Source organism: Acuticoccus mangrovi (assembly GCF_016411865.1).
GTDB classification, from domain to species: Bacteria; Pseudomonadota; Alphaproteobacteria; order Rhizobiales; family Amorphaceae; genus Acuticoccus; species Acuticoccus mangrovi.
In genome coordinates, this window is sequence record NZ_JAEKJA010000010.1 from 48,854 (window position 1) to 64,906 (window position 16,053).

Below are 16,053 nucleotides of genomic sequence, written 5' to 3' on the forward strand. Positions count from 1 at the left end.
AGCGCCGCCTTCCCATCAGGGTTGGATGGCGATCTTCAGGACTCCGTCCCGCTGGTGGGAGAAGAGGTCGTAGGCGCTTTCGATGTCGTCGAGCGCGTAGCGGTGGGTGACGAGCGGGCGCGTGTCGATCCGGCCGGAGGCGATCACCTCCATCAGGCGGCGCATCCGCTCCTTGCCGCCGGGGCAGAGGGTGGTGCGGATCGTGTGGTCGCCGAGCCCGGCACAGAACGGGGCGAGGGGCAGCGTGAGGTCGCCGGAATAGACGCCGAGCGAAGACAGCGTGCCGCCCGGCCGCAGCACGCGGAGCGCCGCCTCGAAGGTCGGCTGCGTGCCGAGCGCCTCGATGGCGACGTCGACGCCGCGCCCGTCGGTGAGGCGCATGATCTCCTCGACCGGATCGACCGCCTTGAAGTCGACGACGTGGTCGGCACCCATCGCGCGGGCGATCTCCATGCGGGCGGGCACGGTGTCGACGCCGATGATGGTGGTGGCGCCCATCAGCCGCGCTCCGGCGGTGGCGCAGAGGCCGATGGGACCCTGGGCGAACACGGCGACGGTGTCGCCGATCTTCACCGCGCCCGACTCCGCGCCGGAGAAGCCGGTGGACATGATGTCCGGGCACATCAGCACCTGCTCGTCCTCCAGCCCGTCGGGAATCGGGGCGAGGTTCGCCATCGCATCGGGGACGAGGACATATTCGGCCTGCGCGCCGTCGATCGTGTTGCCGAAGCGCCAGCCGCCGAGCGGCTTGAAGCCGTGCTTGGTGCCGGCGCCGTCCTGCGAGTGGCAGCCGCAGAGGCAGGCATTGCTGATGCCCGACGGGGTGATCGCACCGGCGATGACGCGCTGGCCCTCCTCGAAGCCTTCCACCGCCGATCCCAGCTTCTCGATGATGCCGACGGGCTCGTGGCCGATGGTGAGACCCTTGGCGACCGGATATTCGCCCTTGAGGATGTGGACGTCGGTGCCGCAGATGGTCGTGGTGGTGATGCGGACGAGGGCGTCCAGCGGGCCGGGGTCCGGCACCTTCTTCTCGTCGAGCACGATGCGGCCGGGCTCCACGAAGATTGCGGCTTTCATCATCTGCGGCATGAACGGCGTCCCTTGCGGCGCGAGAGTGTCGTGATTGCCAGAATACAGAATACAACCTCGCGGGACGCCGCCATTGAGGGAGATCAATCCCCGGCCGACTTAGGCGGGCGCATCGAGCACGGCGCGCACGGTGCGGGCGAGCTCCTCCTTGGAATAGGGCTTGCGCAGCATCCGGTTGGCCGGGGGGCGCGATGTCCCGTCCTGCGAGATGATGTCCGGATCGGCATATCCGCTCGTGAACAGGACCCGCAGCGTCGGCATGTCATGCCGGGCGAGGCGGGCGAGTTCGAAGCCAGACATGCCGTCACGCATGACGATGTCGGTGAAGAGGAGGTCGACGTGCGGCAGACTCTTCAGGCGTTGCAAGGCTTCCGGCCCGCTGCTCGCGTCGAAGGCGCGATAGCCGAGCTCGGTGAGGCGCGCCATTGCGATGCGTCGCACGCGCGAATCGTCCTCCACGACGAGGATCGTCTCGCCCTTGCCCGCATAGGCGGCGATGTCGAACCGCTCCGACGTGGCGCGCCGGCGAACGTCCTCGGCGCATGGCAGGTAGAGCGTCACCGTGGTGCCGCGCCCGAGGATGCTCTCGATCTCGAGGTGACCGTCGGACTGCTTGGCGAAGCCGTAGACCATCGAGAGGCCGAGCCCGGTCCCCGAGCCCTGGCTCTTGGTGGAAAAGAACGGCTCGAAGGCGTGCTCGAGCACCTCTTCGCTCATTCCGGAACCGTTGTCGGCGACCTGGATCGCGGTGTATTGGCCGAGGTGCACTTCCGGATAGTTCTTCGCGTAGCTCGCATCGAGCGCCGTCTCGAAGACCGAGAAGACGAGCCGGCCGTTCCCGCCCATCGCGTCGCGCGCGTTGATCGCGAGGTTGAGGAGCGCGGTCTGAAGCTGGGCGGCGTCGACCACCGCCTTGCCCGGCTCATCGTGGATGTCGACGATGATCTCGATCCGACCGCCGAGCGTACGCCGCAGCATCGATGCGACGGTGCCGACGAGATCGGCGACGTCGACCTCCTTGGGGTCGAGCGGCTGCTTGCGGCCGAAGGCGAGCAGTTGGGACACGAGCTGACCTCCGAGCTGGGCCGCCTCGCGCGCTTCCTTCAACGCCACCGGGTCGGGGCGGTCCGGCCGCGCCTCGATGAGCTCGAGGTTGCCCGAGATCACCAGGAGGAGGTTGTTGAAGTCGTGCGCGATGCCCCCGGTGAGCTGGCCGATGGCCTCCATCTTCTGTGACTGCCGCAGTTCCTCCTCGATCCGCTGTCGCGCCGAGAGGTCCCGGATGAAGCCGATGAAGACGTGGTGGGTCGCGAGCTTCACCTCGCCGACGGAGAGCTCGATCGGGATCCTGCGGCCGCTCTTGGTCTCGCCTTCGACGATGAGGCCGATGCCGATGATGCGGCGCTCGCCCGTGCGCAGATAGCGTTCCAGATGTCCGCCGTGCGCCTCGCTGTCGCCGGTCGGCATCAGCAGGGAGACGTTGCGGCCGATCACCTCGGCGGCGCTATAGCCGAAGAGCTCTTCGGCCGAGCGGCTGAAGGACTGGATGATACCCTCTTGGTTGATGACGATGAGGCCGTCGGGGGCGGTGTCGAGGATCGCCTTGAGGAGGGCGGCTTGGTGGCGGCCGGCGATCGCGGATCGGTCGGCGAGAGAGCGGGCGATCTGGTGCCGGATCGCGAGCGCCGCGGTGCCCCAGAGGACGGCGAGGGCGGCGCCGCGATAGACGAGCGTTTCGATCGGCCCCGCCGGGGTGGCGATGGGCGACATGGCGTAGCCGATCGCCGAGCAGGCGCTGCTGGCGATCGCCAGGATGATCGTCGCTCGCGGAGATGGTAGCCAGAACGCCATCAGCACCGGGACGACGTAGAGGACGGCGGTCGCATACTGTGCGGGCATTGAGAGATCGACGGCGAGTACCAGCGCATTGGCGATCAGCCCGAGCGCGATGATCAGCACCGATCGCGGCAGCGGGTCGGCATAGTCGACGAGTCGCTGCGACCGATCGAAGAGGTGCGTACGTGCGCTGTGATGATCGCTCTGCGCATTGGCCTTGATGTTCTTCATGAGCTGCCACGATCTGCCAAACCGGTGGCGGATAGGGACGATCCACGCCAAGGTTCGCGGCCGAGCGTTGGCCGCATGGCAGGACCCGGGATCAGGGAACCCTCACCGTACGATCGGCGATGGGTCGCGCTTTGCCGGCCCGGCGTGGGACGGGCGGACCGCCGGCGAGGCGGGGAGCGTCGTCCCCGTGCCGAATGGATCAGGCAGAGCCTTCGATGGAGATCTTCTTCGCCTCCGGCTTCGGCGTCTCCGCCGGCTTCGGGACGGTGATGGTGAGGATCCCCTTCGCCATCGTCGCCTTCACGGCGTCCGAATCGACCCCCTCGGGGAGTTCGATCATCCGTGTGAAGGTCCCATAGGCGCGCTCGGAGAGGAAGCAGTTATCGTCCTGCTTCTCCTCCCGCTCGGTCTTCTTCTCGCCCTTGATGGTGAGGACGTTCTCGTTGACCTCGATCTCGACGTCCTTGTCCTCGAGGCCCGGGAGCTCGGCGGTCATCTCGATCCGACCGTCCTTCTCCACGATGTCCATGAGCGGGACCGCGACTTTCGGCCAGTCGAACGAGACGCCGGGCGAGCCCCGATGGAAGTCGGAGAAGACCCGCTCGACCTCGCGCTGCAGGGACACGAATGGATTGGCGTCGGTGGGAGACGCTTCGGCGTGTTTTCTGAGGAATGGCAAGTTCATGGTCTCATGCCCTTCGCGACGGGCGCACCCCTTTGGTGCAGCCGACGAAGAGCATTACGCGAATGGTGCGTGCACCATTTGCGCATCGTCAAACCGCGCGCCGCCGATCGCGACCGAACGCCGCCCCGGCGATCGTCGCGTCTCGGCGGTCGGGGCGGCAGTTGGGGCGGCGGCCGGTGGGGTCAGTCGAGCTCGGCGGTGCGCTCGCGCCATTCCTCGAGCGACATGCGCGGCATCGAGAAGCGCTCGTTCTGGTGGGAGTAGAGGCTCGCGAACAGGCGGCCGAGGGGCTTGTAACGCTCGATGTCGATGTTGAAGGTCTCGCTGTCGACGAGCCCCTCGCGCACGTGGACGCACACCACCTCGCCCAGAACGATGTTGCGGCGAGGCGAGAATTGCAGCGTCTGCACCTCGCGGCACTCGAGCGCGATGGGGCTCTCCACGATACGGCCCGGCTTGATCATGCTCGACGGGGCGACGCTGAGCTTCGCCGCTTCGATCTCGCTCTCCTCGGCGGGCAGGTCCACCGCGCAGATGTTCATCTGTTCGGCGAGCGCGTCGTCCACGAGGTTGACGACGAACTCGCCGTCGCGGGCGATGTTGACGGCCGTGTCCTTGTGCTCGCCGGCGGCGTTCACCTGCAGCCCGAGCGCCACGATCGCCGGATCCTCCGACAACACGTTGAAGAAGGAGTAGGGGGCGGCGTTGTGGTGGCCGGCTTCCGACAGCGTCACGACGAGCGCGATCGGGCGCGGCACGACGGCGCTCGACAGGAGCTTGTAGCGCTGGCGCGGGGTGAGGTCGGCGAGATCGAAGCGGGTCGTCGCGTCGGCGGGGGTATCGATCATCGCGGGGTCAGGCATAAAGGCTCGTGGGGGTGTCGACGAGGATCGCCTTCAGTGTCGCGTCGTCGCCCTCGCACCAGCCGGCGAGAACGTCGAGAAGGTCGGCGTCGTCGGGCATGATCCCGGCGTGATTGGGGTGCGGCCAGTCGGTGCCCCAGACGAGGCGGGTCGGCGCGGCGGCGATGATCTTCGCGGCCATCGGCGTCACGTCGGGATAGTCCGGCGCGGCGTTGGAGATACGATAGGCACCGGAGATCTTGGCGTAGGCCTCGCCCGCCGCCAGCATGTCGCACAACAGCGAGAAGCCGGGATCGTCGGCGCCGCGCGCGGCCTGAGTGCGGCCGAAATGGTCGATCACGAAGGGGACCGGGAGCGCCGCGAGATCGGCCCTCAGCTCACCGAGGAGCGCCGAATCGACCCAGAGCTGAGCGTGCCAGCCCATCTCCTTCACCCGCTCGGCGAGCGGCATGAGGTTCTCGTAGCCGACGCCGCCGCTGAAGTGGGCGCCCCCCGTCTTCTGCATCAGGTTGATGCGGAAGCCGCGCACCCCGACCTCGTGCATCTGTCGCAGCGCGGCGTCGGAGATCGAGGCGTCGATCACGGCGATGCCGCGCAGCCATCCGGCGGCAATGTCCGAACCATTCGCCTCCTGCAACGCTTCGAGGAGAAGACGATTGTCCGTACCGTAGACGGTGGAGGTGACGAACACGCCCTTGGCGAGACCGAGCCGGTCGAGGAGGGCGCGGTAGTCGGCGAGGGTCGCCTCGGGAGCCATGTGCGTCGCCGTGGCGGCCGGCAGATAGCGATCGAGCGCGCCGAACAGGTGGCAGTGAGAATCCCAGCCCCCCGTCGGAATCGTGGCGCGTGGACGCTTGGAGCTCGTGAGGGGCGGGGCGCAGAGCGGCTTGCCGTGAACGAGGGTGGGGGAGGACGCCGAGGCGGCGCTGGAGGGGTCCATGTGTGGGGCGACCCTGATTTTTGATTGAAGTTATCTGGTTCGAATGTATACAGTCGCATCCTGTGGCGCGCAAGATCGCCGCGCGCCACCAGAACACGCCGCCTAGACCAAGTGGAGGAAACCATGGCGCTCACGACCAAAGCCCTCAAACGGCTGACGACAGCGGTCGGTATCGTTCTCGTCTCGACCGCACCGTTCGCCGCTTCGGCGCAGGAGCGGATCACCATCGGCACCGGCTCCACCGGTGGCGTCTACTACCCGCTCGGTGGTGGCATGGCCGAGATTTTTTCTAAGAACATCGACGGAGTGTCGGCCTCGGCCGAGGTGACGGGCGCGTCGATCGAGAACTCCCGCCGCGTCGGCTCGGGCGAGATGACGCTCGGCATCGGCAACGCCAACACCGTCTATTTCGCCAAGAACGGCGAGAAGCCCTTCCGTAAGGCCTGGCCGCTCGAAGCCGTGGCCGCGCTCTATCCGAGCACGATCCAGATCATCGTGCGCGCCGACTCCGGGATCGACAGCGTCGCCGACCTCGAAGGCAAGCGCGTCGCGGTGGGCCCTCCGGGCGGCTCCACCCGCGTCATGGCCGACGCCGTCTTCGACGGGGCGGGGATCGACGTGCAGCGCGAGTATCTCGACTTCACCGAGGCGACCGAGGCGCTGAAGGACCGCAATCTCGACGCGTCCGTGGTGCTCGCCGGCTTCCCGACGCCGACCGTGATCGACCTCGCCACCACCGCCGACATCAAGGTGCTGTCGCTCGACGAAAAGAACATCGAGCAGACCCACGAGAAGTATCCCTACTACATCGAGGGCGTCATCCCCGCTGGTACCTATGACGGCCAGGATACCGACGTTCACACGATGAACATCTGGAACATTCTCTTCGTCAACGAAGCGACCGACGACGAGCTCGTCTACAAGATGACGAAGGCCATCTTCGATCACATCGACGAGCTGCGGGCGATCCACCCGGCGGCCAACCAGATCACGCCGGAGACGGCGGTCGATACGCCGATCGACCTCGCGCCGGGCGCCGAGCGCTACTATGGCGAGATCGGCGCGCTGCACTGACGCGCTCGATCGCGACGTACCGAGCGGCGGGCCGTTGCCCCGCCGCTCCCGTTCTTTCTGTCACAAAGTGTCAATGAAGTGATGAACGACAGCACCTCGCCTGCTGCGGGGGAGGCCGGCAGCGGCCACCCGCCCATCGAAGATCCCGATTCCGTTTCGGAAAAGCAGATGGGTGGGCGCGGGCCCCTCATCCTGCGCATCATTGTGGGTGTCGGGGTGGTCGCGTTCGCGTTGTTCCACCTCTACACCGCCTACTACGGCCCCTACACCGCGCTGCAGCAGCGCGTCGTCCACGTCTCCGGAATCTGCGCGATCCTGTTCATCGCGGCCGCCGGGGCGAGCGGACTGTGGCGCCGCGCCAGCCTGATTGTCCTCGCCGTTCTGGTGGCGTTGCCGGCCCTCTATATCTGCCTCAACTACCAGGAGATCATCGAGACGGCGGGCATCGTCACCGAGCGTCAGATGTGGCTCGGCGTGATCCTGATCGCCGCGATCTTGGTGGCGACACGCCTCGTCATCGGCTGGCCGCTCGTCATCATCGCCCTCGTCGCGCTCGCCTATGCGGCGTTCGGCAACTACCTCCCGCCCCCGATCGGTCACTCCGGCTACTCGGTGGAGCGCATCGTCTCGCACCTCTTCCTGACGACGGAAGGCGTGCTCGGCACCCCGGTCGGCGCCTCGGCGACCTATATCGCGATCTTCGTGCTCTTCGGGGCGCTGCTCCAGACGACGGGGATGGGCGACATCTTCATCGGCTTCGGCCACGCCCTCACCGGGCGGAAGGCCGGCGGCCCGGCCTACGTGGCGGTGATCTCGTCGGCGCTCTTCGGCTCCATCAATGGCAGCGCCGTCGCCAACGTGGCGAGCACCGGCACCTTCACCATCCCGCTGATGATCCGCACCGGCTACAAGCCGCAGACCGCGGCGGCGATCGAGGCGGCGGCCTCCTCCGGCGGGCAGATCATGCCGCCGATCATGGGGGCGGCCGCCTTCCTCATGGTCTCGTTCACGGGCATTCCCTATGTCGAGATCATCGGCCACGCGCTGTTTCCGGCGCTGCTTTATTTCGGGGCGGTGTTCGCGGCGGTTCAGCTCCACGCGGCGAAGAACCACGTGCGCCCGATCTCCGCGGAAGACGTGCCGGACTTCAAGCACCTCCTGATCACCCGCGGCTACATGCTCCTGCCGGTGCCGATCCTGCTCTACTTCCTGCTCGACGGCTACACGCCCTATCGGGCGGGCTTCTATGCGATCGTCGCCGCGCTCTTCCTGTCGATGTTCTCCAAGGAGTCGCGGCCGACGCCCAAGCGCCTCCTCGCCACCTGCCGCGCCACCGTCATGGGGCTCCTGCCGGTGGCGACGGCGTGCGCCTGCGCCGGCATCGTCATCGGCATGCTCACGCTGACGGGGCTCGGGTTGAAGCTCTCCGGCCTCATCGTCGATGCCAGCGGTGGCTCGCTCTTCATCGCGCTGTGCCTGACGGCGGTGACCTCGATCGTCCTCGGCATGGGCCTGCCGACGGTCGGCGTCTACCTGCTCCTCGCCGTGCTCGTCGCGCCGGCGCTGACGCAGATGGGCGTGCCCCTCATCGCCGCGCACCTCTTCATCTTCTACTACGGGCTCGTCTCGGCGATCACGCCGCCGGTGGCGCTCGCCGCCTACGCCGCGGCGGCGATCGCCAAGTCTCGACCATTGGAGACGTCGGTGGAGGCCTTCCTGATGGGCCTCGCCAAGGTCATCGTGCCGTTCATCTTCGTCTACGGCCCGCAGATCCTGTTGATCGGCGAGCCGGTGGACATCGTGATCGCGATCGTCTCCAGCTTCGTCGGCGTCTACGCGCTGTCGATCGCGACGACGGGGTGGTGGCGCGGGCCGCTCTCCATCTGGCGCCGCGTGATCGTCTGCGCCGGCTCGGTGGCGATGATGATGCCCGGTGTCCTGACCGACCTCATCGCGATCCCGGTGATCGTCCTGCCGCTCGTCCTCCTGCGCGAGGCGGTGCGCGAGCCGGCCTGATCTCAGACACCGCCAGCGCCCGAGCCTCTCGCGAGCTCCTCCGCATCGAGGCTCCGGCGCAGGTCCCCGCCGGCGGTGTCGCTGGTGCCCGATCTCCGGCCCTAGACCGGGGCGGAGATCGGGCACCACGATGCCGCCTCAGGCGGCGACGAAGCCCGAGGATTGCTGCGACCACAGCCGGGCATAGAGGCCGCCGGAGGCGAGAAGGCTCTGGTGGTTGCCTTCCTCCACGATCCTCCCGTTCTCCATGATCACGAGGCGGTCCATCGCGGCGATGGTCGACAGGCGGTGGGCGATGGCGATCACCGTCTTGCCGGCCATCAGGTTGAAGAGCTGCTCCTGGATCGCCGCCTCGACTTCCGAATCGAGCGCCGAGGTCGCCTCGTCTAGGACGAGGATCGGCGCGTCCTTCAGGAGGACGCGGGCGATCGCGATGCGCTGGCGCTGGCCGCCGGAGAGCTTCACGCCGCGCTCGCCGACGTGGGCCTCGTAGCCGCGCCGTCCGCGCCCATCGACGAGACCCTCGATGAAGCTATGCGCCTGCGCCCGCTCGGCGGCGGCGGCGACCTCCGCCAACGTCGCCTCCGGGCGGCCGTAGCGGATGTTGTCGAGCACCGAGCGGTGGAGCAGGGAGGTGTCCTGCGTCACGAGGCCGATCCTCTCGCGCAGGCTCTCCTGGCGGACGGTGGCGATGTCCGTGCCGTCGATCAGGATGCGCCCGCTTTCCACGTCGTGGAGGCGCAGGAGCAGCTGGACGAGGGTCGACTTGCCGGCGCCGGAGCGGCCGACGAGGCCCACCCGCTCGCCGGGGGCGATGGCGAGCGACAGGTCGTCGATCACCGCGCCGCCCTCGTCCTTCGCCCGGCCGTAGTGGAACGACACGCGCTCGAAGGAGATCGCCCCGCGCGGCACGGCGAGGGCCAGCGCGCGCGGCGCGTCGACCACCTCGCGCGGCACCGCGATGGTGTCGATCCCGTCCCGGACGATGCCGATATTTTCGGCGATGCTCGTGGTGATGAACATGATCCAGAACGACATCTGATTGATGCGCAGCGCCAGGGTGAGGCTCGTCGCGACGGTGCCCACCGTCACCTCGCCGACGCTCCAGAGCGAGATGGCGAGCCAGCCGAGGCCGAGCACCATCAGCATGTTCCAGACGCCGATGAGGAGATCGAGCTGGGAGATCGCGCGCATCAGCGGCCACGTCTCGTGCTGCTGCCGCTCGATGCCGTCGCGCGCGAAGGTGTCTTCGCGCGCGGCGTGGCCGAACAGCTTCACCGTGAGGATGTTGGAGTAGCTGTCGACGACGCGGCCCATCAGACTCGAATAGCTCTCCGAGGTGCGCGCCGAGCTCTCCTTGATGCGCGGGACGAACAGGACGAGCAGCGTCAGATAGCCGGCGAGCCAGACGAGCAGCGGCACGGTGAGGCGCAGATCGGAATCGGCGAGGACGACGAGCGTCGTGCCGACGAAGATCAGGGCTTGCCAGATGGCCTCGATCAGCTCGCGCACCGAGCGGCGCACGGCGAGCGCCGTCTGCATCACCTTGTTGGCGATGCGGCCGGCGAAGTCGCTCTGAAAGTAGCCGACGCTCTGGCGCAGCACGTAGCGGTGCGTCTGCCAGCGGATGAGGTTGGTGAAGTTCGGCACCAGCGCCTGGTTGAGGATGCCGATCTCGACGAACGCGAGCAGCGGATCGACGACGAGAAGCAGCACCGCGATGGTGGCGATGAGCAATGCGTTGTCGGCGAAGAAGGTCGCCGGCGTCTCCGCCGCGCCGATCCGGTCGACGACGACGCCGACGAACACGAACGTCATCGCGTTGATCACGGCGAGCAGGCCGGTGGCGACGAGCGCGATCGCGATCGGACGGCGGGCCTGCCCGACATAGTGCGCATAGAACGCGAGAAGTCCCGTCGGCGGCTGGTCGAGCCGCGCCGAGGCGAAGGGGTCGATGATTTTTTCGAAGCGCCGAAACACGGCTTCACTCCACGATGGCCATAGCATGTCTTGAAAGACGCCGGCGCCGTGGAGAGAAGCCTCTGGCCGCGAGGGCCTAGAGGGTCAGATCCATCCGGTCACCGACGATGGCGTCCCACGGACGCATCAGTCGGGTGAAGTTCATGAAACGACCTTTCATGGAGTTGGAGGTTGGTCGGCGCGCCAGTCCATACCAGACACGGCGGCCTCGGTCGACCATGTTTTGCAGGTCGAGCAGGCCGCGGCCGACGGCGACGTCGTGCCACCGGCCGCGGCGCGTGAGCCGAGCGGAAAGAGTGCGCCTACGGGCGGTCTCAGTACTTTGAAACTATATTGATTAATCGATGAATTAATACATGGTTCGCACTCTATTGTCCGGACTTCATGACAAAGCAGTGCGAAAACTGACTGCGGCGGGCGAGTTGCTTATTCTCGATGCAATCGTCGCCGAGAGTTTGCGCTTGTTCATTGGCGCGGGACGCCGTTAGCATTGGGATGGTCAGGCTAACCATAGGACCATTGAGGCGGACCGGGACGGCCATGCGGGCGTCACGGTGCCGAGCCTTGGTCGAGACCGCTGAAAAACGGACGAACCAAAGGGAAAGAGCCCATGTCGAACCGCCATCTGCCCAAGCCGCGCAGCCAGCGCGCGCTCGCGACGGCCACCACAGGCCTCGTCGCGCTCAGCCTCGCGGTCGGGTCCGCCGCCGCCCAGGACACAGTGAAGATCGGTGCCCCCCTCGCGCTCACGGGTGGGCTCGCCGACGAGGGCAAGAAGCAAGCCCTCGTCTACGACATGTGGGAGAAGAAGGTGAACGATGCCGGCGGCATCGAAATCGGTGGCAAGATGTATCCGGTGGAGATCATCGAATACGACTACCAGACCGACGGCCCCCGGGCCGGTCAGCTCGCCGAGCGCCTCATCACCGAGGACGAGGTCAACGTGCTGATGGCCCCGTTCGGCTCCGGCCACACCAAGATCGCCGCCACCGTGGGCCAGCGCTACCGCATCCCCACGCTCGCCTGCGTCGCCTCCTCCGAGTCGGTCTACTCGCAGGGCAACCCCTACCTCTTCGGTACCCTCTCGCCCAACGCCAACATGACGGCGGCGATGGTCGAGTACCTCAAGGAGAACGTCGACGGCCTGTCGAAGGTCGCCGTCTACGGCCGTGACGACGTGTTTCCGAAGTCGATGGCGGCGGCCACCGCCGCGGCCGCCGAGGCGGGCGGCCTCGAGGTCGTCTACAACGAGCTCTATCCCGTCGGCACCATGGATCACGCCGCGGCGATCTCCTCCATCGTCGCCGCCGAGCCCGATTGGGTCTACGCCACCGGTTACACCCAGGACCTCATCCTGATCCGCCGCCAGCTCGCCGACCTCGGCGTCAAGGCGCCGGTGATCACCATGGTGACGGGCCCGGCCTACGTGGAGTTCACCGAGGGTCTCGGCGAGCTCGCCAACGGGGTGACCAGCCAGACCTGGTGGCACCACTCCGTCGCCTACGAGGGGGAGGGCGCCTGGAAGACCACCAAGGCGTTCTACGACGACTTCCTCGCAGCCTCGGGCGGCGAGGATCCGGACTACGTGCACGGCTCCTGCGCCGGCGCGCTGGTGGTGCTCGAGGACGCGCTGAAGCGGGCCGGCTCGCTCGACGGGGAGGCGATCCGCCAGGCGCTCGCCGACACCGACATCACCACGTTCTACGGTCCGATCAACTTCGGTGAGAATGGCATGAACCAGGCGCGCGAGCTGCCCATCATCCAGGTGCAGGACGAGGCGATCGAGGTGCTCTACCCCGCGTCCATCGCGACCGCGGAGCTGGAGCTTCTGTCCGAATAGGGGACGCGCGACCCGGCGCCCGTCGGGTCGCCTCGCCCAGAGCGATGCAGCGCTCCGGCTCGCCCGGAGCGCTGCCCCATTGCCGAACCCTTCCGGCCTCGCCCGGCAAACATGAAGGACCCCGCGTGGACTTTGCCCAGATCCTGGCGAACGGCGTGGTGCTCGGCGCGCTCTACGCGTGCCTTGCCGTCGGCTTCTCCCTCGTGTGGGGCGTGCTCAACGTCATCAACATGCTGCACGGCTCGTTCATCATCCTCGGCGGCTATCTGACCTACTTCGCCTGGCAGATGTTCGGCATCCATCCGCTGATCATGCTGCCGATCGTCGCCGCCTTCCTGTTCGTCGTCGGCTATGCGCTGCAGGCGATCTTCATCAACAAGGTGGTCACGGCCCCGGTGCTCGTCACGCTGACGCTCACCTTCGGCCTCGACATGATCCTCTACAACCTGATGACGGTCTATTTCTCGGCGACGCCGCGGCAGGTGACGCTGGGGCTCGGTTCGATCCAGCTCTTCGGCGTCTACCTGCCGGTGGTGCGCCTCCTCGGCATGGCGCTGGCGCTCCTCCTCACCGGGCTGCTCTACGTCACCTTGCGCGGCTCGCGCATCGGGCGCGCCATCGTGGCGGTGCGCATGGACCGGTCGGCGGCGGCGCTGATGGGCATCCGCGTCAACCGCATCTACGCCATCACCTTCGGCATCGGCGCGCTGATGGCGGGGGCCGCCGGCGCGCTCTTCGCCATGGTGTTCCCGATCACCACCAACCTCTCCGGCGTCTTCCTCGGCAAGGCGTTCGTCGTGTGCGTCATCGGCGGGCTCGGCTCGGTGCCGGGGGCGCTGGTGGGGGGCCTCGCGCTCGGCATCATCGAGAGCTTCTCCGGCGTCCTCCTCGGGCCGCAGCACGCACTCACCGTGGGCTTCCTCGTCATGCTGCTCCTCCTCATCGTGCGGCCCACCGGCCTCGTCGGCGTGAAGGGGTACGAGTGATGCGCGCCGCCAAGGTCCTGCTCTTCGTCGCCTGGATCGCCGTCCTCGCCGCGACGCCCTTCTTCGCCGACAACAACATCGTGCGCACGGCGATCATGCTCGCCATGTACTCGGTGCTCGCCTACTCGTGGAACTTCATCGGCGGCTTCACCGGCTACCCGTCCTTCGCCACCGCCGCCTTCTTCGGCCTCGGCTGCTACGCGGGGGCGATCGTCGAGCACGCGGGGGTGCCGATGGCGCTCGCCTGGATCGCGGCCACGGTCTTCGTCGCGCTGTTCGCCGCGGTGCTCGGCGCCATCGTGCTGCGCCTGCGCGGCCACTACTTCGCCATCGGCTCCATCGCCATCGTCGAAGTGTGCCGGCTCGTCGTCTCGTCGTGGTCGAGCCTCACCGGCGGCGGCAACGGGCTCAACGTGCCGCTCCTCATGTGGCACCCCAACACGGTGGCGATGTTCTTCCTCTACGTGATGCTCGGCCTGCTCGCGATCGTCTTCGCCATCACGGTGTTCGTCGACAACCACCGGCTCGGCTTCGGCCTCAAGTGCATCCGCCAGAACGAGGATGCGGCCGACATGGTGGGGGTCAACACCACGCGCTACAAGGTGATCGCCTTCGTCCTCTCCGCCTTCCTGTGCGGCACGGCGGGGGCGGTCTACGCCTCGTGGGTGGGCTACATCGACCCGACGGATTCCTTCCAAATCCTCCTCACGGTGAAGGTGCCGGTGATGACCCTTCTGGGCGGGGCGGGAACGGTGCTGGGTCCGGCCATCGGCACCGCCGCCTTCGTGGTGCTGGAGGAGTTTTTCTGGGCGAACTTCCTGTCCTGGAACCGGGCGATCCTCGGCCTCATCATCGTGTTCCTGATCTTCTTCCTGCCGGGGGGGCTCCTCAACACCTCCTTCCGCCGCGTGGTGCGCCGCCTCAGGGGCCGGGAGAGCGCGGGGGCGTCGGCATGAGCGACTATCTGCGCCTCGAGAACGTCTCCAAGACGTTCGGCGGCATCCGCGCCGTCAACGACGTCAGCTTTGCTTTGAAGCAGGGCGAGATCGTCGGCCTCATCGGCCCCAACGGGGCGGGCAAGACCACCCTCGTCAACGTCATCACCGGCGTGCACCCGGCCTCCTTGGGGCGGGTGATCTTCCAGGGCGAGGAGGTGACGCGGCAAAAGCCCTTCCAGGCCGCCCGCCGCGGTCTCGCCCGCACCTTCCAGATCGTCCAGCCCTTCCCGGAAATGACCGTTCTCGACAACGTCGCCGCCGGCGCCCTCTTCGGCGGCTCGCCGGAAGGGCTCGCCGAGGCGCGCGAGCACGCCCACAGGCACCTCGCTTTCGTGGGTCTCGACCCGATCGCCGACCAGCCCGCCGCCTCCCTCACTCTGCCCAACCGCAAGCGGCTCGAATTGGCGAAGTCGCTCGCCATGAACCCCAAGGTGCTGATGCTCGACGAGGTCAACGCCGGCCTCAACACCGGCGAGATCGACACCGCGCTCGACCTCATCCGCCGCATCTCCGAGCGCGGCATCACCATCCTCCTCATCGAGCATCTGATGAAGGTCGTGATGAGCGTCTCCCAGCGCCTTCTGGTGCTCCACCACGGAGCGCTGATCGCCGAGGGTGAGCCGCAGAAGGTGGTGAACGACCAGCACGTGGTGGAAGCCTATCTCGGCGAGAAATTCGCCAAGCGGTTGAAGGAGATGGGCCATGCCTGAGCTGTTGAGGATCGCCGGCCTCACCGCCGGCTATGGCGACGTCCAGGTGCTCTGGGGCATCGACCTCGACGTGCGGGAAGGGGAGATCGTCGCGATCGTCGGCTCCAACGGCGCCGGCAAGACGACGCTCCTGCGCACGATCTCCGGTCTCGTCGGCGCGCGCGCCGGCTCCATCCTCTTCGAAGGCCGCGAGATCTCGAAGGCCGGCCCCGACGAGGTCCTCGCCGCGGGCATCGCCCACGTCCCCGAGGGACGGCGCCTCTTCAAGGGATTGTCGGTCAAGGATAATCTCCTCCTCGGCGCCTATCTGCGGCGCGACAAGGCCGAGATCCAGAACGATCTCGACTACGTGTTCGACCTCTTCCCCCGCCTCAAGGAGCGCCACAGCCAGGACGCCACCACCATGTCGGGCGGCGAGCAGCAGATGTGCGCCATCGCGCGGGGCATCATGTCCCGTCCGCGCCTCCTGATGATCGACGAGCTGTCGCTCGGCCTCGCGCCGGCGCTCATCGAGCGCCTGTCGGAGGGCCTCAAGGCGATCAACGGCAACGGCCTCACGATCCTGCTCGTGGAGCAGGACGTGATGACCGCCTTCGAGCTTGCGAGCCGCGCCTTCGTGGTGGAGACCGGCCGCATCGCCAAGGCCGGCGAGACGGTGGTCCTCGCCGACGACCCCGCCATCCGGCAAGCCTATCTCGGCGTTTAATTGAATGGGAAACAGCGGAAACCATTGCCTTAACCGGAAAATTGAATCTACTAATGGAACCACTCGACGACCTCGTCCTCATCACGAGGCGTGCGG

13 protein-coding genes are annotated in these 16,053 nt (G+C 67.2%); 7 read left to right on the forward strand and 6 right to left on the reverse strand.

Translation table 11 applies throughout. From position 1 onward, the window contains the following. Nucleotides 1–15 precede the first annotated feature (15 nt). The 5 genes from JCR33_RS12910 to JCR33_RS12930 all read right to left on the reverse strand — a co-directional run bounded on the left by JCR33_RS12910 (nt 16) and on the right by JCR33_RS12930 (nt 5,647). Nucleotides 16–1,092, reverse strand: coding sequence for an NAD(P)-dependent alcohol dehydrogenase (locus JCR33_RS12910; RefSeq protein ID WP_198882503.1), 1,077 nt, complete (start codon nt 1,090–1,092; stop codon nt 16–18). A 99-nt stretch (nt 1,093–1,191) separates the two neighbouring features. Then, nucleotides 1,192–3,159, reverse strand: a complete 1,968-nt coding sequence (locus tag JCR33_RS12915) for a PAS domain-containing sensor histidine kinase (RefSeq protein WP_198882504.1) — start codon at nt 3,157–3,159, stop codon at nt 1,192–1,194. A gap of 199 nt (nt 3,160–3,358) precedes the next feature. Then, entirely contained in the window at nt 3,359–3,844 is a 486-nt protein-coding gene (locus JCR33_RS12920) for an Hsp20/alpha crystallin family protein (protein WP_198882505.1), read from the reverse strand. A 182-nt stretch (nt 3,845–4,026) separates the two neighbouring features. Next, entirely contained in the window at nt 4,027–4,707 is a 681-nt protein-coding gene (locus JCR33_RS12925) for a flavin reductase family protein (protein WP_198882506.1), read from the reverse strand. Then, nucleotides 4,700–5,647, reverse strand: a complete 948-nt coding sequence (locus tag JCR33_RS12930; protein WP_198882507.1) for an amidohydrolase family protein — start codon at nt 5,645–5,647, stop codon at nt 4,700–4,702. The genes JCR33_RS12925 and JCR33_RS12930 overlap by 8 nt, the downstream gene beginning before the upstream one ends. 123 nt (nt 5,648–5,770) lie before the next feature. Between JCR33_RS12930 and JCR33_RS12935 the strand changes: the two genes are divergently transcribed. Beyond that, the gene (locus JCR33_RS12935; protein WP_198882508.1) at nt 5,771–6,721 is read left to right on the forward strand and encodes a TAXI family TRAP transporter solute-binding subunit; all 951 of its coding nucleotides are present in this window, start codon (nt 5,771–5,773) and stop codon (nt 6,719–6,721) included. A gap of 81 nt (nt 6,722–6,802) precedes the next feature. Further along, nucleotides 6,803–8,737 carry a TRAP transporter permease gene (locus JCR33_RS12940; protein WP_198882509.1) on the forward strand — a complete coding sequence of 645 codons (1,935 nt, stop codon included), beginning with the start codon at nt 6,803–6,805 and terminating at the stop codon, nt 8,735–8,737. 138 nt (nt 8,738–8,875) lie between these two features. Here the strand turns inward: JCR33_RS12940 and JCR33_RS12945 are convergent, their stop codons facing one another. Then, nucleotides 8,876–10,717, reverse strand: coding sequence for an ABC transporter ATP-binding protein (locus JCR33_RS12945; RefSeq protein WP_198882510.1), 1,842 nt, complete (start codon nt 10,715–10,717; stop codon nt 8,876–8,878). A 610-nt stretch (nt 10,718–11,327) separates the two neighbouring features. Here JCR33_RS12945 and JCR33_RS12950 point away from each other — a divergent pair. The 5 genes from JCR33_RS12950 (at nt 11,328) to JCR33_RS12970 (ending at nt 15,957) form a co-directional block, all read left to right on the forward strand. Beyond that, nucleotides 11,328–12,557: an amino acid ABC transporter substrate-binding protein gene (locus JCR33_RS12950; protein ID WP_198882511.1), complete on the forward strand. Its 1,230-nt coding sequence runs from the start codon at nt 11,328–11,330 to the stop codon at nt 12,555–12,557. Between the two features lie 125 nt (nt 12,558–12,682). Next, a complete protein-coding gene (locus tag JCR33_RS12955; protein ID WP_198882512.1) occupies nt 12,683–13,543 on the forward strand; it encodes a branched-chain amino acid ABC transporter permease in 861 nt (286 codons plus the stop codon). Continuing rightward, the gene (locus JCR33_RS12960) at nt 13,543–14,499 is read left to right on the forward strand and encodes a branched-chain amino acid ABC transporter permease (protein ID WP_211110267.1); all 957 of its coding nucleotides are present in this window, start codon (nt 13,543–13,545) and stop codon (nt 14,497–14,499) included. Before JCR33_RS12955 ends, JCR33_RS12960 begins: the two co-directional genes overlap by 1 nt. After that, nucleotides 14,496–15,251 (forward strand): ABC transporter ATP-binding protein, encoded by a 756-nt coding sequence (locus JCR33_RS12965; protein ID WP_198882679.1) that lies wholly within the window; start codon nt 14,496–14,498, stop codon nt 15,249–15,251. Before JCR33_RS12960 ends, JCR33_RS12965 begins: the two co-directional genes overlap by 4 nt. Continuing rightward, nucleotides 15,244–15,957 carry an ABC transporter ATP-binding protein gene (locus JCR33_RS12970; RefSeq protein ID WP_198882514.1) on the forward strand — a complete coding sequence of 238 codons (714 nt, stop codon included), beginning with the start codon at nt 15,244–15,246 and terminating at the stop codon, nt 15,955–15,957. Before JCR33_RS12965 ends, JCR33_RS12970 begins: the two co-directional genes overlap by 8 nt. The last annotated feature ends 96 nt before the right edge of the window (nt 15,958–16,053 follow it).

Excerpts from the sequence above, each read along its gene's own strand:
- JCR33_RS12965 (WP_198882679.1), top strand. The coding sequence starts at position 14,496 with ATGAGCGACTATCTGCGCCTCGAGAACGTCTCCAAGACGTTCGGCGGC.
- JCR33_RS12970 (WP_198882514.1), top strand. The coding sequence starts at position 15,244 with ATGCCTGAGCTGTTGAGGATCGCCGGCCTCACCGCCGGCTATGGCGAC.
- JCR33_RS12960 (WP_211110267.1), top strand. The coding sequence starts at position 13,543 with ATGCGCGCCGCCAAGGTCCTGCTCTTCGTCGCCTGGATCGCCGTCCTC.
- JCR33_RS12915 (WP_198882504.1), bottom strand. The coding sequence starts at position 3,159 with ATGAAGAACATCAAGGCCAATGCGCAGAGCGATCATCACAGCGCACGT.
- JCR33_RS12910 (WP_198882503.1), bottom strand. The coding sequence starts at position 1,092 with ATGCCGCAGATGATGAAAGCCGCAATCTTCGTGGAGCCCGGCCGCATC.
- JCR33_RS12950 (WP_198882511.1), top strand. The coding sequence starts at position 11,328 with ATGTCGAACCGCCATCTGCCCAAGCCGCGCAGCCAGCGCGCGCTCGCG.
- JCR33_RS12940 (WP_198882509.1), top strand. The coding sequence starts at position 6,803 with ATGAACGACAGCACCTCGCCTGCTGCGGGGGAGGCCGGCAGCGGCCAC.
- JCR33_RS12935 (WP_198882508.1), top strand. The coding sequence starts at position 5,771 with ATGGCGCTCACGACCAAAGCCCTCAAACGGCTGACGACAGCGGTCGGT.
- JCR33_RS12920 (WP_198882505.1), bottom strand. The coding sequence starts at position 3,844 with ATGAACTTGCCATTCCTCAGAAAACACGCCGAAGCGTCTCCCACCGAC.
- JCR33_RS12930 (WP_198882507.1), bottom strand. The coding sequence starts at position 5,647 with ATGGACCCCTCCAGCGCCGCCTCGGCGTCCTCCCCCACCCTCGTTCAC.
- JCR33_RS12925 (WP_198882506.1), bottom strand. The coding sequence starts at position 4,707 with ATGCCTGACCCCGCGATGATCGATACCCCCGCCGACGCGACGACCCGC.